Origin of the sequence: Amycolatopsis sp. (assembly GCF_036008905.1) — a bacterium.
Lineage (GTDB): Bacteria > Actinomycetota > Actinomycetes > Mycobacteriales > Pseudonocardiaceae > Amycolatopsis.
In genome coordinates, this window is the sequence record NZ_DASYMU010000034.1 from 1 (window position 1) to 20,696 (window position 20,696).

Genomic DNA, 20,696 nt, shown 5'->3' on the forward strand with positions numbered 1-20,696 from the left:
CCAAGACACGGTCGAGTCGTTGGTCGGGTCGCCGGGCTCACCGAGCTGGACGAGCAGGGTGAACTTGACCGGGCCCGCGGCCAGGCGCGCGGCCAGTTCGTCGGCGAGGTACAGCTGCGGCCAGGCGGCGGCCTCCTCTGCGGACACTTCTTCGACACCGGCATCTGGCGCCCAGCGGTAGCGGATCGAGCGCCGCTCGCCGGCCGCGTCCAGCCAGGTGAACGCGTGGATCGCCCAGTAGTTCGCGGTGCCGTAGCTCGTCGGGATGCCGACGGTGACGGCTGTCTGCAAGGCGGGCCCTGCCGTCGGGTTCGCGCCGACGTACTCGCGGACCTTGGCCGGGTCGGGCGCGCCGGTGACCGGGTCCGGCTTCGCGGCGGCGATGAGGTCGCCGAACGCCTCCGGGCTGGCGGCGACGAACCTTTCCACGTTCACCATGATGAGATCGGTGTTCTCGTCATTCGAAAGGTGGAACTTCGTGGCGAATCCGCGGACGGCGTGCTCACCGTCCGGTTTGTTCGGATTCGTCGAAGTGTGCGAAAAGCGGACGGTGGCCGGCACCGGCGTGGTCTGCAGGTGTTCGGCCGTCGTCAATGCGCTTGCTTCGCCGTTCGGAGTGAAAGTCGCGTCGTAGCAAAGACCTCGTGCGTGCGCGCGACGGAACCCCGGGAAAGTTCCGTTGAGGTTTTCGATGGCGTCGACGAGGTCTGCCGAGATCTGTGATTTCGCGAGGTGGGAGCCCATATCGCGAAATTTAGCATGGCTCCGGATATTCTCCTGGTGAACTCAATTCCGGAATCACTTTCGCGTTTGCCCTGATTTACCGGCGTATTTGCCTGATTTCCCGGAACTGTTCCGGCTATCGAGACATTTTCTCACTCGAATCGGGTCATGACGTGTTTCACCCGGGTGTATTCGGAAAAGGCATAGGCCGACAGGTCCTTGCCGTGTCCCGAATGCCCGAAACCACCGTGGGGCATTTCACTGACCAGCGGCCCGTGGGTGTTGACCCAGACGCAGCCGAAGTCCAATTCGCCCGAAACGCGGACAGCCCGCGAGTGGTCGTTGGTCCACACCGAGGACGCGAGTCCATAAGGGACGCCGTTGGCCAGTTCGACACCTTCGGCCTCGGAGCCGAACCGCTGCACGGTGATCACCGGCCCGAAGATCTCCTCCTGGACGATCTCGTCGTCCTGCCGCAGCCCGGAGATCACCGTCGGGGCGAAGAAGAATCCGCGGTCGCCGGACGGTGTGCCACCGGTACGGATCTTCGCGTGCGCGGGGAGTCGCTCGATCAGCCCGCGCACCCGGTCGAACTGAGCCGCGCTGTTCAGCGGGCCGAAATCCTTGCCCGCCTCATGCCCGGCCGCGACCTTGGTGAGCTCCGCGACGAACTCGTCGTGGACGGACTCGTGCACGATCACCCGGCTCCCGGCGGTGCAGTCCTGCCCGGCGTTGTAGAACGCCGCGCCGATGACGCCCGCCGCGGCTTCGGTGATGTCGACGTCGCCGAACACCAGCAGCGGCGCGTTCCCGCCCAGTTCCAGGTGCGTCCTTTTGAGATCCGCGGCGGCCACGGTGGCGACGTCGATGCCCGCCCGCGTCGACCCGGTGATCGAGACCAGTTCGGTGATCGGGTGCTTCACCAGCGCGCGGCCGGTGTCCCTGTCTCCACAAAGGACGTTGAACGCGCCGCTCGGCAGGAACTCGGCGGCCACCTGAGCGAGCAGGACGGCGGTGCTCGGCGTGGTCTCGGCGGGTTTCAGTACGACCGTGTTACCGGCGGCGAGTGCCGGGGCGATCTTCCACACGCCCATCATCAACGGGTAGTTCCACGGCGCGATCTGCGCGCAGACACCGATCGGCTCACGCCGGATCATCGAGGTGTGGCCCGGCGTGTACTCCCCGGCCGCGGTGCCTTCGAGCAGCCGCGCGGCGCCCGCGAAGAACCGCAGCGCGCTCACGCTCTCCGTGATCTCCTCGTCGAGCACGACCTGGCGGATCTTGCCGGTCTCCCGGACCTCCGCGTCCGCGAACTCCGCCGCCCGTGCTTCGACGGCGTCGGCGATCTTCAGCAGCGCGAACTGACGCTGGGCGGGCGTGCTCTTGCGCCACACCTTGAAGGCGCGCTCCGCGGCTTCAAGCGCCGCGTCCACATCGGACTGTTCGGAGAGGACGCTCGTGCCGAAAACCTCACCGGTGCCCGGATCGACCAAGTCGAGAGTGCGATCGCCGGAGGCGTTCACCAAGGCGCCGTCGACAAAGTTCAGGACCGTCATTCACTTCTCCAGATGAGTGGGGGCGAACATCCTCAGCAGGGCGGGCAGCACCACGACACCCGGGCCGGGGGTGCCCAGCGCCTCGGCGACGTCGGCGCCGACGGAGTCCACTGTGGACAGTTTCGCCGGGACGCCGAAGGACTTGGCCAGCGCGACGAAGTCCGGCCGGGTCAGCTCGGTCGCCGTCGACTGCCCGAAGGCGTCGGTCAGGTATTCGCGCAGGATCCCGTAACCGCCGTCGTCGACGATCAGCCAGGTGACGTCGAGCTGGTGCTGCACGGCCGTCGCGAGTTCGGCGATGCCGTACATCGCACCGCCGTCACCGGACACCGCCAGCACCGGACCGCCCGTGGCCGCGGCTCCGCCGAGTGCGCCCGGCAGGCCGTACCCGAGGCCACCGGCACCTTGCGCGGTGTGAATGGGCGCGCCGTCGGCGTTCCACGCCGACCAGGCCCAGTAGCCGAGGATCGTCATGTCCCAATAGGTCGGCGTTCCCTCGGGCACCGCCGTGCGCAGCTCCGCGGCGAGTTTGCGCTCGAGCGCCAGATCCTGGACGTCGAGCCGGGCCGCCACCTTGGCGAGCAGATCGGTGACGGCCGCCTCCGCGCGGCCGTCGGACTGCCGCATCGGCACCCATTCCAGCAGTTCCGCCAACGTCAGCTTGACGTCGGCGTGGATGCCCAGCGCCGGGTAGTTCGACTCCAGCTTGCCCGCGTCCGCCTCGACCTGGATCACCCGGCCGCGCGGCGCGAACTCGCGGTAGTTGCTGGACAGCTCGCCCAGTCCGGAACCGAGCACCAGCAGCACGTCGGCGTCGGCGAGGAATTCCGTGCTGTGCCAGTCCTCCAGCCACGACTGCCCGGAAAGCGGGTGATCCCAGGAGAAGACACCCTTGCCGCCGAACGTCGAGAGCACGGGCGCCCGCAACGCCTCCGCCAGCGCCAAAAGCTCCGCGTGCGCGCCGGACCGCAACGCGCCGCCACCAGCGAGGATGACCGGGTTCCGTGCCGCACCAAGGAGATTCGCCGCTTCGGTGATCAGCTCCGGGAGCGGTACGAGCGGCGCCGGGTGCGCCTGCGCGGAGGTGATCTCGGGCAACGTCGTCGGCGCGAGCAGGACGTCCTGCGGGATCTCGACCCACACCGGACCGTACGGCACGGTGGCCGCGGACTCCCACGCTTCCCTTAGTGCCGTGGGGATCTGGCTCACCGACCGGACACTGTGGACGGACTTGACCACGCCCGCGAAGCTCGCCTGCTGGTCCGGCAATTCGTGCAGGTAACCGTGCCGGCCGCCACCGAGACCAGCCACCGGGATCTGGCTGGAAATCCCGAGCACCGGCACCGAAGCCGCTTTGGCTTCCTGCAGCGACGCCAGCGTCAGCAGCGCGCCGGGCCCGGTCGACACGATCATCGGCGTGACCGGCACCGGGCCGTCCGGGTTCGCGCCGAGCCGGGCTCGGGCGAAGCCGTCGGCCGAAAACGCGAGGTTGTTCTCCACCCGCGAGCTGATCACCCGCAGGTCGGGCGCGCGCCGCAGCGCCTCGAACAGGCCCAGCGCGTGCTGCCCCGGCAGGCCGAACACGGTGTCGGCGCCCAGCGACCGCAGGGTCTCTACGACCACGTCGCCGCCGATACGTTCGAGGTCGGTCATCTCGCCACTCCCAAGGACAGCAGGCTCACCAGGTCGTAGGCCACGTGCGAGGCCGCGATCGCGGTGATTTCAGCGTGATCGTAAGCCGGGGCCAGCTCGACCACATCCGCACCGATCAGGTTCAGCCCGCGCAGCCCGCGCAGGATTTCCAGCAGCTCACGGCTGGTCATGCCACCTGCTTCGGGCGTGCCGGTGCCCGGCGCGTGGGCGGGGTCGAGCACGTCGATGTCGACCGACACATACAGCGGCCGGTCGCCGATCCGCTGGCGCAGGGCGTCGACGACCTCGGTGACCCCCATGCGCAGCACGTCGCCGGAAGTGATGATCCCGAAGCCGAGACGGCGATCCTCTTCGAGATCGCGCTTGCCGTACAGCGGTCCGCGCGTGCCGATATGCGACAGCGCGCTGGTGTCGAGAATTCCCTCTTCCGATGCGCGCCGGAACGGCGTCCCGTGCGTGTAAGGCTCACCGAAATAGGTGTCCCAGGTGTCCAGATGCGCGTCGAAATGCAGCAGCGCCACCGGTCCGTGCTGTTTCGCCGCGGCCCGCAGCAGCGGCAGCGCGATCGTGTGGTCCCCGCCGACGGTCACCAGTTTGGTGCCGCCGGCGGTGAGCGCTTCCGCTTCGTGCTGCAGGGTTTCGACGGCTTCCCCGATGTTGTACGGGTTGACCACGATGTCGCCGCCGTCGACGACCTGCGCCTGCGCGAACGGCGAGACGTCGAGCCCCGGGTGGTACGGCCGCAGCAGACGGCTCGCCTCACGCACCGCGGCCGGGCCGAACCGCGCGCCCGGGCGGTACGACACCCCGGCGTCGAAGGGCACCCCGACCACGGCGATGTCGGCCCGTTCGACCTGATCGATCCTCGGCAGTCGCGCGAAGGTGGCGAAACCGGCGAACCGGGGCACCTTCGACGAGTCGACGGGGCCGATCCGCGGCGGCGTACTCACTGTGCACTCACTGTCCGCTCCTGAATCTTCTGGTGTATCAAGCGTTTACGGCTTCTTCTTCGTCCGCCGCGCTGCCGTTCAACCGGCTCGTCCACACCGCGAGGACCGGCTCCGGCGTCCGCGGTGTCAGCAGGCTGACCACGACGTAGACGACCAGGCTCGTGCCGAGGCCCCAGTAGATCGGGCTGTTCGCGGCGATCCCGTCGATGGCCATCCACGCGATCACCGCGACGGTTCCGGCGATCATCGACGCGAGCGCGCCTTCCCGGGTGCCGCGCTTCCAGAACAGCGCCGCGACGATCGCCACCGCCAGGCCGCCGACCAGGACGTTGTAGGCGATGGTCAACGCGTTGAGCACGTCGGTCACCGCCATCGCGATCCCGATCGCGAGGATGCCCAGCAGCAGGGTGGTCAGCCGGTTGCGGCTCACGTCGGCTTCGGCGTCCTCGGCCCGGCTCGTGCCGCGGAACTTCGCCAGCAGATCCGACGTCGTCACCGTGGAGCAGGCGATCAGCGCACCGCTCGAGGTCGACATGAGCGCCGAAAGCGCCGCCGCCAGCACCAGCCCGCGGACGCCGGTCGGCAGCAGGTCCTCGACGATGACCGGGAACGCGTCCTGGCTGCTCGCGAGAGCCGGGTAGAGCGCCTTCGCCGCGGTGCCGATCAGTGCCCCGGCGATGCCGTAGACCAGGCAGTACGTGCCGGAGATGAGGCCGCCGGCGGTGGCGATCTTCGGCGTCCGGGCGGTGAAGACCCGTTGCCAGATGTCCTGGCCGATGAGCAGGCCGAGGCCGTAGGTCAGGACATAGGTAAGGATCGCGCCGCCGCCGATCGCGGCGAAGTCGAAGTAACTGGCGTCGAGCCGGGCCCGCATCCCGTCGAAACCACCCGCCGAGCCGATCGCGACCGGCAGCAGGATGAACAGGATGCCGATGGTCTTGATGACGAACTGCGCGATGTCGGTGAGCGTGATCGACCACATCCCGCCGAGCACCGAGTACAGCACCACGATCGCGCCGCCGATGCCGATCCCGACCCACTCGGGGATGTCGAAGAGCACTTTCACCACGGTCGAGAACGCCAGCGTCGAGGTGACGGTCAGCATCAGGGTGTAGACCCACATGACGATCCCGGACAGCACGCTGGTCGAGCCGCCGTAGCGCAGGTCGAGTATCTCGCCGACGGTGTAGACCCGCAGCCGCACCAGCCGCCGGGCGAACGCGGCGTGCAGGCCCAGGATGCCGAGGCCGATGGCGAGCACCAGCCAGGCGCCGGAGATGCCGTGCTTGTAGCCCAGCGCCACCCCGCCGATCGTCGACGCGCCGCCGAGCACGACGGCCGACATGGTGCCGGAGTACATGAACCAGCCGAGCCTGCGCCCGGCGACGAGATAATCGGACTTCGTCCTGGCGAGCCTCAGCCCGTACCAGCCGATTCCGATCATGCCCAGTACGTAGAGCGCGATCACCGCGTAGTCACCGGCCACGGTCTGTCTCCTTTACTCGGGTGTTCGGGCAACCGTAGGGTCACGCCCGCACCGGTCGACAGAGGACGAACCATCCACAAATGACGTAGCATTGGGTCGAAATGACTACCACACCGGATCTGCTTGACGTCGAGATCAAGGTCCCGTTACGGGTGGTCGTCGGCAACCCGGAGCTCGCCGTCGACGCCGTCCCGGAGACGCTGCGGCCCGGCGCCCTCGACCTGCCCGTGCGCTGGGCGCATGTCAGCGAACTCCTCGACCCCGTGCCTTATCTGCTCGGTGCCGAACTGCTCCTGACCGCCGGGGTGAACCTGCCGGAGGAACAACGCGAGGTCGACGGCTACGTACGCCGGCTCAATGCCAGCGGCGTCACCGCGCTCGGCTTCGGGCTCACCCCGCCGCTGCACCCCGAACTGCCAGGCACGCTGCGCCGCGCCTGTATCCGCCACGGCCTGCCGCTGCTCGTCGTGCAGGCGCGGACGCCGTTCCTGGCGATCAGCCGGGCGGTTTCGGTCGCCCTCAGCGAGGCGAGCCAGCGCGAACAGCGGCGCACCACCGAGGCCCGCGAAGCGCTGACCCGGGCCGCGAGCCGGGGGCTCGGCGAGCTCGTGACGACGTTGGCCTTGCGGCTCGGTTCCTGGGTCGCGCTGGTCGGCGCCGACGACGAGCCGGTGGCCGTGCACGACGCCCCCGCCCCCTTCCCGGGTGAGGCGCTGGAACTGCTCGGCACATTGCGCTCCGGCTTCGGTATCCGCACCGCGACCACCGAGCTGCCGGATGGCACGTTCGTCGTCGCGCAGCCGGTGTTTCCGCAGGCCACGGCGTCACACCTGCTCGTCATCGGCCGCGGGCGGCGGTTCGACGGCACCGAACGCGCGATCGCCGCGGTGGGCGCCGGGCTGCTCGGGCTCGTCGGGCGGGCCGGTTCCGACGCCGCCGAGCTGGGCGCGGCGGCGACGTCGTTGCTGCTGGGCCAGGCGCCCGACCCCGTGCTCACCGAGCTGTTCGGCGCCGCGGACTGTCACCTGATGGCGGGAATCCCGCATCGGAAGGGCCCGAACGAGGTGGCCCTGCGCTACGACTGGCTGCGCGCGCGGCTCGACACCCCGCTCGTCGAGGTCCTGCCCGGCCCGAGGTTCGTGGCCATCGCGAGAAAGGCGCCGTCACCGGCCGAACTCGACGAACTGCGCTGGGACGGCTGGCTCACCGTCGTCGGCACCGCGGGTCCCGCCTCGGAACTGGCGGCCGCGGGCACCGAAGTCGAGAACCTGCTGCAGCGTGCTCGCGTGCTGGGGCGGCCGGTGATCGCCGAAGCCGCCGGGCTGGGCCTCGCCACGGCCGTGGACCCGGCCGCCGCGCGCGGATTCGCCGGGAAAACGCTGGCGCCACTGCGGGACCGTGACGGTGAACTCGTCACGACGTTGCGGGCCTGGCTCGCCAACCACGGCGGCTGGGACCGCACCGCGACCGAACTCGGCCTGCACCGCAACAGCGTCCGCCACCGCATCAAGCAGGTGGAACGGGCACTCGGCGTCGACCTGGCCGATCCCGAAACCCGGATGGAGCTCTGGTTCGCACTTCGCTGGGATCAGGGCGGGGACCAACGTCAACTGTGTCCTTAAAGGCCACTCTCAGGAAACTGTGGGAACGTGGTGAAGTGCGGATTCTGGTAGTCGAAGACGAAGAGCCCCTAGCCGACGCGATAGCGCGCGGCCTGCGTCGGGAGGGGATGGCTGTCGACATCGCGTTGAACGGTGACGACGGTCATGAAAAGGCGACCATCACTCGTTACGACGTGGTGCTGCTGGACAGGGATCTCCCGGGCATGTCGGGTGACGAGCTGTGCCAGGAGATCGTGTCTTCCGGGGAATTGACCCGGGTTCTGATGCTGACGGCGAGCGGTTCGGTGTCGGACCGCGTCGACGGCCTGTCCCTCGGCGCCGACGACTATCTCGCCAAGCCCTTCGCGTTCCCCGAACTCGTCGCGCGGGTGCGCGCACTGGGCCGTCGTGCGACGCCCGCCGCGCCGCCGCTGCTGACGGCGGGTGACGTCGAGCTCGACCCGGCCAAGCGCACCGTGCGGCGGGCGAGCGGGCCGATCGACCTGACGCGCAAGGAGTTCGGTGTGCTGGAGGTCCTGCTGTCCGCGGGCGGTTCCGTGGTCAGCAGTGAGGAACTCCTCGAGCGGGTCTGGGACGAGAACGCCGATCCGTTCACCACCACCGTGCGCGTGACGGTCATGACACTGCGTAAGAAGCTGGGCGAGCCGGGCATCATCGAGACCGTCGTCGGCTCCGGCTACCGGGTCCCGAATCCGGGCACCCGGCAAGGGTGAGCCGGACCGTCCGACTCCCGCCGATACGCAGCCTGCGTGTCCGCATCACGTTGCTCGCCACCGGCCTCGCCGCCGGGGTCAGCCTGGTTTTGCTTTGGCTCGCCTGGAAGTTGATCGGTGACGCCGTCGCCGTGGTGCCACAGATGCCGCCCGGCAGCGTCGTGCGCGTGGACGGCGTAGACGTCGACGCGTCGGTGCTCGCGGAGCATCTCCGCCTGCAGGCGCGTACGAAGGTGCTGCTGTTCGGCTCGGTCGCGTTCGTCTTCGTGGTCGCCGCGGCCGGGATCCTCGCGTGGTCGTTCACCTCGCGGGTGTTGCGGCCGCTGCGGGAAATCACCGGCACCGCCAGGAGACTCTCGGTCGAGTCGATGGGGGAGCGGATCGGTGCCGTCCGGTCGAAGGACGAGCTGGCGGAGCTGGCCGGGACGTTCGACGACATGCTCGACAGGCTGCAGGCCGCGTTCGACGGCCAACGCCATTTCGTCGCCAACGCCAGCCATGAACTGCGGACCCCGCTCGCGGTGATCCGGACCGAGCTCGACGTCACGTTGTCCGACGAGGAAGCCGACGAGGCCGAGCTGCGCCGGATGGCAGGCGTGGTGCGCGCGGCCACCGAACGGGCCGAGCAGCTGGTCAGTTCCTTGCTTTTGCTGGCACGGACCGACGGTGCCGGGCTGATGATGCACGAACCGGTGGATCTCGCCGCCGTGGTCGCCAGTGCGTGGGGCCCGTTGCGCGTGGAAGCCGAGAAACGCGGTATCCGCGCCGATTTCGCGACCGTGCCCGCGCCGGCGTTCGGCGATTCCGCGCTACTGGAACGGATCGCGGGCAACCTGCTGGAGAACGCGGTGCGCCACAACGTCGACAACGGCTGGCTCGAAGCCGCGACGGTGGCCGGGCCGCGGTGGTCGGTGCTGCGGGTGCGCTCATCGGGCGGGTTGCTCGACCCGGCGATGGTTCCGGAGCTCTTCGAGCCGTTCCGCCGGGCCGGGGTGGCGCGGACGGCGCGATCCGGCGCGGGACTGGGGTTGTCGATCGTGCGTGCCGCAGTTCAGGCACATGGCGGAACGGTTTCGGCCGAACCGGTGGTGGGCGGGGGACTGTCCGTGACCGTCCATCTGCCTGCGCTGCGGTAGTGATACCCGCCGGGCTACCGTGCTGACATGGTTCCTTCGATCGCCCTCGCCAACGACGTCCAGCTGCCGCGGATCGGGTTCGGGGTCTACAAGATCCCCGACGACGAGGTGGCCAAGGCGGTGCGATCGGCGTTCGACGCGGGCTACCGCAGTGTCGATACCGCGACCCTGTACGAAAACGAGCGCGGTGTCGGGGAAGCCGTGCGCCAAAGCGGGCTGCCGCGCGAAGAGGTTTTCGTCACCACCAAGCTCTGGAACACCGACCACGGTTACGACCAGGCGCTGCGGGCGTTCGACAAGAGCCTCGGCGAGCTGGGGCTCGATTACGTCGATCTCTACCTGATCCACTGGCCGGTGCCGGAGAAGGATCTCTACGTGGAAACCTGGCGGGCACTGGAAAAGCTCCTCTCCGACGGGAAGACGCGAGCGATCGGCGTCTCGAACTTCGACGAGGCGCAGTTGCGGCGTCTGCTCGACGAAGGCGACGTGCCGCCCGCCGTCAACCAGATCGAGCTGCACCCGTGGCTGCAGCGGCCGGAGCTCCGTGAGTTCCACCGGAGCCACGAGATCGTGACCGAGGCGTGGAGCCCGCTGGCCAGGGGCGGCGAACTGCTCGCCACCGACCCGATCCCCAACATCGCGCGCAAGCACGGCAAGTCCCCCGCGCAGGTCGTCCTGCGCTGGCACATCGAGATGGACCACGTCGTCATCCCGAAGTCGGTCAACCCCGAGCGCATCGCCGAGAACATCGACCTCTTCGACTTCGAACTCGAGCAGCAGGACATCGCCGCCATCGCGACCCTGGAAGCCGGCCGCCGCGTCGGCAGCCAAGCCAGGTCGTGACCCTTCTGCCAGGATGAGGCGGTGGACGAACAGGTTCCGGCCGAGCCGGGTTCGAGACGTGGCCTTGTGCTTCTGCTAATCGTGGTCGGCGCACTCGTCCTGGTTTCCGCGGCCGTCGCGGTGACCGTGGTGTTCCTGACCGGCAGGTCCGAGACACCGGCGCTGCCACCCGCGGCGCCTGTTCCAGCGCAGACCGCCTGTACCGGCTACCTCATGGTGAGCGTCAAGACCGACGAGGAAGCGAGTTCGACCGCCGAGGCGCTCCGCGATGATCCACAGGTGGTGGCGACCTTCGTCGAGACAAGGGACGAGACCTACGAACGGTTCAAGGAGGTCTTCAAAGACCGCCCCGACCTGCTCGGACAAGTTCGCCCGGAGAGCGTGTCCGCATCGGTCTCCCTCGTCCCGGCCGGTCCGATCGATCTCGAACAGTGGGCCGTCCAGATTCGCGCCAGGTTCCCCACGGCGGACCGAGTCGCCGTCATGGACGGCGCCAACGCGCCCGCCACGATGAAGGCCGCTCTGGAGAAGAGCCAGGTGCGCCTCTGCCCGCCTGGGCGATGACGTCGTGAGTGTTTACGAGTGTTAGAACACTTGTTGCCACTCACGAGGTTTCGTCGGTAGCGGGCTTTGGGGCCGTGGCGTGCAGGGCGGCGCTGAGTTCCGCGGCGGTCAGGTCGACCTGCCACGGCCGGGCGTGCCCGGCGCTCAGGGCTTCCGCAACGCCTTCGACGCCGATGTCCGACGGCGGCCGCCAGCAGGTGCGGCGGACGAGGTCGGGCAGCAGCAGGTTCTCCACCGGCAGACGCCAGTGCTCGGCGATCTTCGCCAGCGCCGCCCTGGCCGCGGCGAGCCGTGCGGCGGCGTCGGGATCCTTGTCGGCCCAGCGGTTCGGCGGGGGAGGCCCGTCGTTCTGCTGACCGGGGTTCGGGAGCTCGCTGGCGGGCAGCGCACGGGCAGCTTCGAGGTGCCGGAGCCAGCTCGCGGAGTACTTGCGCTGGATCCGGCCGCCGAACACCGGCAGGGCCTGGAGCTCGGCGACGGTCTTCGGCTCGGCCGTGACCGCGCTGATGATCGCGCTGTCGGGCAGGACCCGGCTGGGCGCCCTGTCCCGTTTGCGGGCCAGTTCGTCACGGGCCTGCCAGAGGGCGCGCACCGCGGCGAGGCTGCGGGCGCTGCGGATCTTGTGGACGCCCGACGTCCGGCGCCAGGGTTCGGCGCGCGGGGCGGGCGGGGGTGCGGTGCGGACGGCTTCGAACTCCTGCAACGCCCAGGTGAGCTTGCCCTGCTGTTCGAGCTCGGTTTCGAGCTTCTCGCGCAGCTGGACCAGGAGTTCGACGTCGAGAGCGGCGTAGTTGAGCCAGTCGACCGGCAGCGGCCGCTTGGACCAGTCCGCCGCGCTGTGGCCCTTTTCCAGCGTGTACCCGAGCAGGCGCTCGACCAGGGTGCCGAGGGCGACCCTGTCGTAGCCCGCCAGTCGCCCGGCGAGTTCGGTGTCGAACAGGCTTGCCGGGTGCAGGCCGAGTTCGGCCAGGCACGGCAAATCCTGCGAGGCCGCGTGAAGGACCCACTCGGCGCCGTTGAGCACGTCGGCGAGGGGTTGGAGCTCGCCTTCGAGCGGGATGGGGTCGATGAGCACAGTGCCGGAGCCTTCGCGCCGGAGCTGCACCAAATAGGCCTTGGGCCAGTACCGATAACCCGAGGCCCGCTCTGTGTCCACCGCGATCGCACCCTGGCCTGCGGCAAGTTTCGCGCATGCGTCAGCCAGTGCGGTCACATCGGCCACTACGTCGGGGGTGCCGTCAGCCGGCTCCTTCAGCAGGATCGAAGCAGCCGGCTCCGATGAGTCGTCGAGGCCGTGATCTGCGGTTTCCATGATGGTCAACCCTACGGGACGGGCGTACCGCGCCTGGTCCGCCCGTCCCAGAAGGTTATTGCTCTCCGTCAGCGGATTACGCCTGCGCGCATCGCCAACGCGACCATCTGTGCCCTGTCCCCGGTGCCGAGCTTCCGGCCGATGCGGGACAAGTGTGATTTCACCGTAAGAGCGGAGAGGCTGAGTTCCTCGCCGATCTCCTTGTTGGACTGCCCATCGGCGACGAGCTGCAGCACCTCGACCTCCCGCGCGGAAAGTTCCCGCGGGGTGTTGTCGGTGCCGGCAACCCTGGTGCCGGTGGCCAGAACCGGGGCCACGCTCGGGTCCGCGTACACGCCGCCCTCGAGCACCCTGCGCACGCCGTCGGTGACAACCACCGGAGACGCTGACTTGAGCAGGTATGCCTGAGCGCCAGCCTGGAACGCCGACCTGACCGCGTACGGGTCGTCGGATGAAGCGAGTACCACAACACGAGGCCAGCCCTGACTACGAAGTTCCGTAACCAGTTCTATGCCGCTGCCGTCGGGCAAACCGAGATCGAGGATTGCCAGGTCACATGGCCCGGTGGCCTGTGCCCTCGCTCTCGCCTCGGCCACCGTGGCGGCCTCGTGCACTGTGCCCGCACCCATCTGTGCGAGTCGTGCTGCTATTGCCTCCCTTAGTAGCGGGTGGTCATCGACCACCAGCACGGAAAACAGCTCTTCCCGCGGATGCGGAACCATGCTCGCCGGCAAAGCACCGGCTGGCGTGGATCGAACGGCCTGAGATAAGCCGACGGTAGCCACGTCACTACCTCCCTGGAGTCGGTCGTGCCCCCCGACCGGCACCGGGACCTTCGGCCATTTAGCCGCGCCAGCTTTAGACCGAAAGTGGTGTCGTCGAAGGCACTGTAGCTCGCTACGGCGCTCTTCGGGAGGATCGAACGGGTATCTGTCTTGATTGGTTGGTTACTCAGCGCGGTCATCATCACACGATCGGGCTAGTGCACAGTCAGTTGCTAACGGATCGCCCACTGAACACGATGAAACATGAATGCTCGTCGGATTCCGACCGTGCAGATGGGGTGTGCAGCCGCTTGCGCCACCGCGTAAAGGGCCGTGGCAGCCCCAGCGCAAGATCAAGAAATGTGGTCTTGGTCAGTGGGTTGTCCAGCGGGGGTGAGCTTGGGGTTCCATCGGGGCGACGTCTGTCACTCGGCGCTGCTCACGGCACATGGGCCCGGCTGCGGCGATGCCCGTAGTGAAGATCAAGTTGCGGTCTGTGACGACAGGTGCTTCACGATAGTGATCTCGACTGTCATATAACGGCACTGGGCCCCGCGGGGACCCTTGAGCGCCGCTTCCGGGCTCCTGACCGGTCAGGATGCCGCCATTCGCCAATTTTCTGACGCCCCTCGACGTCCGGGTAGCGGCTCGGCCGACGCCGAACGGTACGCGCTTTCACGTACGTACAAATAGGTGAATCTACTGAGCGTGTCGGCCGCTGAAGCTCGTTTCGGTACCACTCCGGTACCTGTCCACCAACCAGAAACCGTCACTGACGAAACCTGACCGCAACTGACAGTACGGTCCGCTTTTCCGTGCCACACCAGGGATTCGCGTCACTGTGCGACACGCCTGTGTAGGTGTGTCGCACGTGGGCGAGGGAGCGGTCAGGAGCTTTGGCGCTGGCCGAACAGGGTGACGCCCACCGGGGGGAGTCCGACGACGCTCGCCATCACTTGGCAGAACGCCTCGCCGTGGGGCCGGAGGTAGGTGTCGGTCGGCGTCCAGGAGGCCCGGACCTCGAGGTCGTCGGTCGTCGTGGGGTCGGCGAGCTCACCGAAGCGGGCGGACGACGTCTCGGTCACCGTGCCGCCTAGGGCGGTGTAGGTGGCGTTCGAGGTCTCGAGCGCGTCGGTCAGCCAGGACCAGCCGACCGTCGGCAGGAACGGGTCCGCCGCGAACTCCGCGTCCAGTTCGGCGCGCACGTAGAGCACGAGCCGCAGGACGCCGTCCCAGCCTTCCTGTCCCTCCGGGTCGTGCAACAGGACCAGGCGGCCGGACGCGAGCACGTCGGCGGGGCCGGTCACCTCGCAGCTGATCGCGTAGGACCACGGGGCGAGCCGCCGGGGTGGCCGGATGGTTTCCAGCTCCACCTCGGCCCGGGGCCGCACGGATTGAAGCGCCGCGACGGCTTCGCGGAACAACTCGGGCGCTTGCGTCATGGCGGTCACGAACTCGACTGTAAGGCGGAAACCCTCGGTTGAGCGCGCAGACGCGCCGAGAGATCGCCTCGCCGGGCCTCATGGCACGATGATGGGGATGTCTCCTACAGCTCAGGCGCGGCCTCAGTCGGCTCGCCGCGCCTTGTCCGACGCGCCCTTCCTGGTGGCTGCCCGCGGTGGCCGCCCGGCCCGGCTGCCAGTGTGGTTCATGCGCCAAGCCGGTCGCTCCCTGCCCGAGTACCGCGCGCTCCGCGAGGGTGTCGACATGCTCGACGCGCTCTTCGATCCCGAGATGCTCGCGGAGATCACGATCCAGCCGGTGCGCAGGCACAAGGTGGACGCCGCGATCCTCTTCAGCGACATCGTGGTCCCGCTCAAGGCCGCGGGCGTCGATATCGACATCGTGCCCGGTACGGGCCCGGTCGTCGCTTCGCCGATCCGGGACCTCGACGCCGTCAAGGCGCTCCCTGAGCTTTCGCCGGACCAGGTCTCCCGCGTGGCCGACGGCGTGCGCCTGCTGGTCGACTCGCTGGACGAGACGCCGTTGATCGGTTTCGCCGGCGCGCCGTTCACCCTCGCGTCCTATCTCATCGAGGGCGGCCCGAGCCGCAACCACGAGCACACCAAGGCCCTGATGCACTCGGAGCCCGAGGTGTGGCACGCGCTGGCCGGCAAGCTGGCCGACATCGCGCTCACCTTCCTCAAGGCCCAGCTCGACGCCGGGGTCGACGCGGTGCAGCTGTTCGACTCGTGGGCCGGTGCGCTGTCGGTCCGCGACTACCGCGAATTCGTGCTGCCGCACTCGACGAAGGTCCTCGCGGGTGTCGCGGAGTACGGCGTGCCCCGGATCCACTTCGGCGTCGGCACCGGCGAGCTGCTGACGTCGATGCGTGACGCGGGCGCCGATGTGGTCGGCGTCGACTGGCGCGTCCCGCTCGACGAAGCCGTCCGGCGCCTCGCGGTGCCCGGCGCGCCGCTGCCGGTGGTCCAGGGCAACCTCGACCCCGCCCTGCTGTTCGCCTCCTGGCCGGTGCTGGAGGGCGAGGTCCGCCGCATCGCCGCCGAAGGCCGCGCGGCCGGTGGGCACATCTTCAACCTCGGCCACGGCGTGCTGCCCAGTGTCGACCCCGAGGTGCTGACCCGCGTCGTCGAACTGGTGCACGAGCTGCAGCCGTGAAGAGGGTCGCGGTCGTCGGTGGCGGTATCTCCGGGCTGACGGCGGCGTACCGCCTGCGGGTCCTGCTGGGCGCGGACGCGGAGATCCTCCTGTTCGAGTCCGGGGACACCCTCGGTGGCAAGCTGCGCACGGTCGAACTGGCGGGCCGGCGTTACGACGTCGGCGCCGAGGCGTTCCTCGCCCGGCGCCCGGAAGCCAAGGCGCTCGTCGAAGAGATCGGTCTCGGCGAAGCGCTCACGCATCCGACGAAAGCCCGCGCGAAGATCCACGCGGGCGGCTCGGTCACCGGCCTCCCGCCGGGGACGATCATGGGCGTGCCCGCTTCACCCGACGCCGTGGCGGGAGTGCTGTCCGACGCGGGCGCGCGGGCCGTCGCCGCCGAAGGCACGCTGCCGCCGGTGTCCCTGCCCGAAGGTGACGTGCCGCTCGGCGCGCTGCTGCGGGAACGCTTCGGCGACGAACTCGTCGACAGGCTCGTGGATCCGTTGCTGGGTGGTGTCTACGCCGGGGGAGCCGACGGGCTCGGCCTGCGCGCGACGATGCCGGGCCTCGCCAACGCCGTCGCCGCGGGAGCTCCGACGCTGACGGCGGCCGCGGCTTCGCTCATGCCCGCCTCTCCGAGTACCGCGCCGGTCTTCGGCACGCTGCTCGGCGGTCTGGGTGGTTTGGTCACGCGGCTCACCGAACTCGCGCGCGCCGACGTCCGGCTCGGCATGCCCGTCCGGTCCCTCACCCGCCACGGCGAGGGCTGGCGGCTCGAACTCGGCGCGGCCGCACCGGCTCACGCCCCCGAGGACACACCCGTCGACGTCGACGCCGTCGTGCTCGCCGTACCGGCCCCGGCCGCGCGGCGCCTGCTCGACCAAGCCGCCCCCGAAGCGGCCAAGGCGTTCGGTGAGATCGAGCTGGCGTCGATGGCGGTGGTCGCGCTGGCCCTGCCGCCGGGCACCGAACTGCCGGACAGTTCGGGGGTCCTGATCGGCGCCGGAGAGCGCCGCCCGGACGGAAAACCGTTCGCCTCCAAGGCTTTCACCTTCTCCGCGCGGAAATGGGCGCACTACGCCGACGGCCCGCTGCTGGTCCGCGGGTCCGTCGGCCGCTTCGGCGAGCCCGGCGCGCTGCACACCGGCGACGACGAGCTGGTGCGGGTCGTGCGCGAAGACCTCGCCGAACTCACCGGCGTCACCGCCGAACCGATCGACACCCTGGTGACGCGCTGGGGCGGCGGCCTGCCCCAATACGCCGTGGGACACCTCGACCTGATCGCCGGCATCGAACGATCGGTGGCCGAGGTGCCCGGGCTGGAAATCGCCGGAGCGGCGCTGTACGGCGTCGGCATTCCCGCCTGCATCGGCACCGCCGACGCCGCCGCACAGCGCTTAGCCGCTACCGGAGCCGGTACGCGTTGACGATGGTCTGCTCCACCGTGTTCCCGTTCCCGTCGGTCGCCTTCGCCCTCAGCGACACCGCTTCCGCGCCCGCCTGGTGGTGCAGGACCAGTTGCGCGTTGCCGAGCACCGTCGCCGGCGTCCATGTCTGGCTGCCGTCGTAGGAGGCTTCCGCGGTGAGCCGGTACGGCGTCTTCAGGACGTCGGTTCCCTGCTCCTGCACCGCGACCGGCACGGTGAACGGGACCCCGGACGGCGCCGATTCGGCGTTGTCGAGGGCCGGGAAGTACCGGATCGTCGAGATCGGGAGCCGCTGGGAGGCCGTCGTGGTGTTCGACCGGAACGTCCAGGCCACCGAAACCCGGCTGCTCAGGTCGAAACCTGGACGCGTCGCTTCTGAAGTGACCCGGTACGCCGCGTCACCCGGCTCGACGTCGAACACGCCGTAGCCCGCGTATTCGGTTTGCCCCACGGCTTTCCCGTCGCGGTACAACCGGGTGTTCCCCTTGTCGGTGTCGAAGGACACGGAGTTGCCACCCGAGTCGCCGAAGAGCGCCGCGTCGACCGTGATCGTGTCCTTCAGCCGGGTGATCCCGCTTCCCGGGTAGTAGGACACCGGCACCACGGGTCCGAAGACCGCGCGCAGCACGGACTCCCGATAGGTCCTTTGTGGACTGTAGTACTTCGCCGGGGTCGCGGCGATTCCCCGCAGCTGCCGCGTTGCCGGGTCCTCGAAGAGGGCGATGCGGCTCCAGTCGACGTCGTCGCCGTTGTAGTACTCGACGTGGGTGCCCGGCACCGGCCTCTCGGAGAGCAGGCCCCAGCTACCGCCGGTCCTCAGGTGCGGGGACGGGTTCGCCCCGGTGAGCGCCCTCAGCCCCGTGGGCAGTGTGCCGAATTCGACGTTCACAGTCGCCACATCGGACTGCTTGACGTCCTTGACGAAACCGGTCACCAACCGGCCGTGGGTGTACCAGGCGAGGCCGTACGCCGAGGTTCCGGCGGTCCACTGCGTATTGACCAGCCCGCTCAGTTCGGCGGGCGGCAGTTCCGGTCCGAGGTGGGCGGTGGCCGCGCCTTCGATACTGTCGAAGAAGATGGTGCCGATGCCGTACGACTGGTCGCCCACAGTGCGGGTGAAGGAGATTTCGGCGAGTCCCAGCGCCGCCGTCTTGTCCGGCGCGGAGACCTTGACCGGCTTCGCCAGCCTGGCGTCGAGGTCGACGGTGAGATCCCCGCCGACGGTCAGGTTGGGGTAGCTGAGAATGTCCGTCGTGGTGGCCGTCATCACCGTGGTCTGCAGGAGGTACCGCCCCTTCGGCGCGCGTACGGTCACACTGCCGTCGGCGTCGTACGGGCGGAGGAATTCGCCGCTGTCGACGTTGACCAGCGTCGAGTAGTAGTCCGCGGGTGGGCCGCCGTCACGCCCGATGGCGTTGAGGGTCAGGTCGTAGCTTTCGACCTCGCGGTCGATCGCCACCGGAGTGCGCACCGACGTCTTGCCGCCGGTCGCGATCACGGTCCCGCTGTACACGCCGTCCTGGGTGACCGCGCGGGCGTCACCGCTCGCCGTCGCGGTCGCCTTGCCGCCCGGCGGCACCGTGACCTGGGCGGGGGAGACGGTGAAAACACCAGCGGGAGCGGGTTTTCCGTCCGGTCCGGCCGCTTCCACGCGTAGGTCCAAGGTGACCGGTGCGTCACCGCTGTTGGTGTAGGCGATCTCCTTGGTGACGGCCTGGTCGTCGTCGTGCGGCCACTGCTGGACGCCGAAGGCGAGGCTCGTCGGCGTGCTCACCACGCTCTGCCCGAGCACCGCGGCCGAATCGACGCGCCCGGAGCCCTGGTCGAACACGGTCAGCCCGGCCGACGGCTTGGCCGACGCCGTGAGCAGCGCTTTCAGTTGCTGCCCGGTGAGATCCGGGTGCTGCTGGGCGAGCAGCGCCGCGGCGCCCGCGACATGCGGGGTGGCCATCGACGTGCCGGAAAGCGCGGTGTAGCCGTCCACCACGGGCGGCCCGATCTTCCCGTCCGAGTGCAGCGCGGCGACGATTCCGACGCCGGGTGCGGTGATGTCGGGCTTGATCCCGCCGTCGCCCACGCGCGGGCCGCGGCTGGAGAAGGGGGCGATCTTGTCGTCGCGGTCCACCGCGCCGACGGTGAGCGCCGCGTCCGCGGTACCCGGCGAACCGACGGAACCCTTGCCGGGCCCCGAATTCCCGGCCGCGATGACGAACAGCGTGGGGTACTGCGCGGAAAGCGTGTTGACCGCTTCTTCGAGTGGGTCGATCTCCGGGGTGTCGCCGCCGCCGAGGCTCAGGTTGGCGACGTCCGCGCCCTGCTCCGCGGCCCACTGCATACCGGCGATGATCCAGGATTCCTGGCCGGAGCCGAAGTCGTCGAGCACCTTGCCGTCGAGGATCCGAGCGCCGGGCGCGACGCCCTTGTACTTGCCGCCCGACTTCGCGCCGGTGCCCGCCACGATCGACGCGACATGCGTGCCGTGGCCGAAGTGGTCGACGCCGTCGGCCGCCCCGGAGAAGTTCTTTTCGGTGAGCTCACGGTCCGCGAGGTCCGGGTGGGTCTGGTCGACGCCGGTGTCGAGCACCGCGACCTTCGTGCCCTCACCGGTGAACCCGGCTTCCCACGCCGTCGGCGCGCCGATCTGCGGCACGCTGTGGTCGAGGTCGGCCTGGCGTTTCCCGTCCAGCCAAACCTTTTCGACGCCTGCGTCCAGTACCCGGACGGACTTGTCCGGGGTGGTCAGGTTGTTCCACAGCGCCGATGTCTTGTCGGAACTGACGGCGGCGCCGCCGATGCTCGGCAGCGCCTGGGTGACCGTGGTGCCCGCGGTCTGGCTCAGCGCACGGGGTGCGGCCGAGTCGCGATAGGTCATGATCAGCGGCAGTGTGGTGCGGCTCGCGTCGTCGTAGCCGTCGGCGATCAGCCCGCTGACGTCGAACAGCCGGACGTCCAGCGTCCCCTTGGCGACCAGCGGTGCCGCGTCGTTCGGGATCACGTACTTGTGCCCGCGGGTTTCGAAACTGGAGAAGCCGATCTTCTCCCGGCCCTTGCCCGGCAGGACGGCGTACCCGGCGCCGGCCGCGACCCGGTCTCCGGTCAGCAAGGTGACCATTTTCGTTTCCCCGGCGACGTTGCTCCGAGCCGGTTCGGCCGACGAGGTCGTGGCGGCGCTCGCGGTATTCGCGCAAGCCGCTACGAGAGCCGCGGCCATCCCGCCCACCAGAAGTCTGCCGCAAGAATTTGGCGATCGAAAACGCATGAATTCCTCCCCAGGCGATCAGACAGAACGCGGAAAGTAGCGGTAACCGACCATGGGTGACAACCGCCGAGTGAGTTCACAAGCCTG

16 protein-coding genes are annotated in these 20,696 nt (G+C 69.2%); 7 read left to right on the forward strand and 9 right to left on the reverse strand.

Going from position 1 to position 20,696, the window contains the following annotated elements:
* The 5 genes from VGP60_RS06315 to VGP60_RS06335 form a co-directional block, all read right to left on the reverse strand.
* A partial coding sequence (locus VGP60_RS06315) for a catalase (RefSeq protein WP_327546917.1) occupies positions 1 to 744 on the reverse strand: 744 nt, incomplete at its 3' end.
* A 131-nt stretch (positions 745 to 875) separates the two neighbouring features.
* Positions 876 to 2,279 carry an aminobutyraldehyde dehydrogenase gene (locus VGP60_RS06320; protein ID WP_327546918.1) on the reverse strand — a complete coding sequence of 468 codons (1,404 nt, stop codon included), beginning with the start codon at positions 2,277 to 2,279 and terminating at the stop codon, positions 876 to 878.
* Complete coding sequence (locus VGP60_RS06325) at positions 2,280 to 3,932, reverse strand: thiamine pyrophosphate-binding protein (RefSeq protein ID WP_327546919.1); 1,653 nt, start codon at positions 3,930 to 3,932, stop codon at positions 2,280 to 2,282.
* Positions 3,929 to 4,882, reverse strand: a complete 954-nt coding sequence (gene speB / locus VGP60_RS06330; RefSeq protein WP_327546920.1) for an agmatinase — start codon at positions 4,880 to 4,882, stop codon at positions 3,929 to 3,931. Before speB ends, VGP60_RS06325 begins: the two co-directional genes overlap by 4 nt.
* Positions 4,883 to 4,919: 37 nt before the next feature.
* The gene (locus VGP60_RS06335) at positions 4,920 to 6,368 is read right to left on the reverse strand and encodes a sodium:solute symporter (RefSeq protein ID WP_327546921.1); all 1,449 of its coding nucleotides are present in this window, start codon (positions 6,366 to 6,368) and stop codon (positions 4,920 to 4,922) included.
* A 101-nt stretch (positions 6,369 to 6,469) separates the two neighbouring features.
* Here VGP60_RS06335 and VGP60_RS06340 point away from each other — a divergent pair, with 101 nt between their 5' ends.
* The 5 genes from VGP60_RS06340 to VGP60_RS06360 are packed head-to-tail and all read left to right on the forward strand — an operon-like array spanning position 6,470 to position 11,246.
* Positions 6,470 to 7,990, forward strand: a complete 1,521-nt coding sequence (locus VGP60_RS06340; RefSeq protein ID WP_327546922.1) for a PucR family transcriptional regulator — start codon at positions 6,470 to 6,472, stop codon at positions 7,988 to 7,990.
* A gap of 35 nt (positions 7,991 to 8,025) precedes the next feature.
* Positions 8,026 to 8,703 carry a response regulator transcription factor gene (locus tag VGP60_RS06345; RefSeq protein WP_327546923.1) on the forward strand — a complete coding sequence of 226 codons (678 nt, stop codon included), beginning with the start codon at positions 8,026 to 8,028 and terminating at the stop codon, positions 8,701 to 8,703.
* Complete coding sequence (locus VGP60_RS06350; RefSeq protein ID WP_327546924.1) at positions 8,700 to 9,839, forward strand: HAMP domain-containing sensor histidine kinase; 1,140 nt, start codon at positions 8,700 to 8,702, stop codon at positions 9,837 to 9,839. The genes VGP60_RS06345 and VGP60_RS06350 overlap by 4 nt, the downstream gene beginning before the upstream one ends.
* Positions 9,840 to 9,866: 27 nt before the next feature.
* The gene (locus VGP60_RS06355; protein ID WP_327546925.1) at positions 9,867 to 10,682 is read left to right on the forward strand and encodes an aldo/keto reductase; all 816 of its coding nucleotides are present in this window, start codon (positions 9,867 to 9,869) and stop codon (positions 10,680 to 10,682) included.
* A gap of 21 nt (positions 10,683 to 10,703) precedes the next feature.
* Positions 10,704 to 11,246: a permease-like cell division protein FtsX gene (locus tag VGP60_RS06360; protein ID WP_327546926.1), complete on the forward strand. Its 543-nt coding sequence runs from the start codon at positions 10,704 to 10,706 to the stop codon at positions 11,244 to 11,246.
* Between the two features lie 40 nt (positions 11,247 to 11,286).
* Here VGP60_RS06360 and VGP60_RS06365 read toward each other — a convergent pair whose 3' ends face one another.
* The 3 genes from VGP60_RS06365 to VGP60_RS06375 form a co-directional block, all read right to left on the reverse strand.
* Positions 11,287 to 12,558: a ribonuclease D gene (locus VGP60_RS06365; protein ID WP_327546927.1), complete on the reverse strand. Its 1,272-nt coding sequence runs from the start codon at positions 12,556 to 12,558 to the stop codon at positions 11,287 to 11,289.
* Positions 12,559 to 12,626: 68 nt separating this feature from the next.
* A complete protein-coding gene (locus VGP60_RS06370) occupies positions 12,627 to 13,343 on the reverse strand; it encodes a response regulator (protein ID WP_297542278.1) in 717 nt (238 codons plus the stop codon).
* A gap of 866 nt (positions 13,344 to 14,209) precedes the next feature.
* Entirely contained in the window at positions 14,210 to 14,773 is a 564-nt protein-coding gene (locus VGP60_RS06375) for a DUF3000 domain-containing protein (protein WP_327546928.1), read from the reverse strand.
* Between the two features lie 88 nt (positions 14,774 to 14,861).
* Here VGP60_RS06375 and hemE point away from each other — a divergent pair, with 88 nt between their 5' ends.
* Together hemE and hemG are read left to right on the forward strand one after the other, a co-directional pair.
* Positions 14,862 to 15,941 (forward strand): uroporphyrinogen decarboxylase, encoded by a 1,080-nt coding sequence (gene hemE / locus VGP60_RS06380; protein WP_327546929.1) that lies wholly within the window; start codon positions 14,862 to 14,864, stop codon positions 15,939 to 15,941.
* Positions 15,938 to 17,350, forward strand: coding sequence for a protoporphyrinogen oxidase (hemG, locus tag VGP60_RS06385; RefSeq protein ID WP_327546930.1), 1,413 nt, complete (start codon positions 15,938 to 15,940; stop codon positions 17,348 to 17,350). Before hemE ends, hemG begins: the two co-directional genes overlap by 4 nt.
* Here the strand turns inward: hemG and VGP60_RS06390 are convergent.
* A complete protein-coding gene (locus VGP60_RS06390) occupies positions 17,328 to 20,561 on the reverse strand; it encodes a S8 family peptidase (RefSeq protein WP_327546931.1) in 3,234 nt (1,077 codons plus the stop codon). The genes hemG and VGP60_RS06390 overlap by 23 nt on opposite strands.
* Between the last annotated feature and the right edge of the window lie 135 nt (positions 20,562 to 20,696).

Coding starts and splice junctions, on each gene's coding strand:
- VGP60_RS06320 (WP_327546918.1), bottom strand. CDS start 2,279: ATGACGGTCCTGAACTTTGTCGACGGCGCCTTGGTGAACGCCTCCGGC.
- VGP60_RS06325 (WP_327546919.1), bottom strand. CDS start 3,932: ATGACCGACCTCGAACGTATCGGCGGCGACGTGGTCGTAGAGACCCTG.
- VGP60_RS06340 (WP_327546922.1), top strand. CDS start 6,470: ATGACTACCACACCGGATCTGCTTGACGTCGAGATCAAGGTCCCGTTA.
- VGP60_RS06355 (WP_327546925.1), top strand. CDS start 9,867: ATGGTTCCTTCGATCGCCCTCGCCAACGACGTCCAGCTGCCGCGGATC.
- VGP60_RS06365 (WP_327546927.1), bottom strand. CDS start 12,558: ATGGAAACCGCAGATCACGGCCTCGACGACTCATCGGAGCCGGCTGCT.
- hemE (WP_327546929.1), top strand. CDS start 14,862: ATGTCTCCTACAGCTCAGGCGCGGCCTCAGTCGGCTCGCCGCGCCTTG.
- VGP60_RS06390 (WP_327546931.1), bottom strand. CDS start 20,561: ATGGCCGCGGCTCTCGTAGCGGCTTGCGCGAATACCGCGAGCGCCGCC.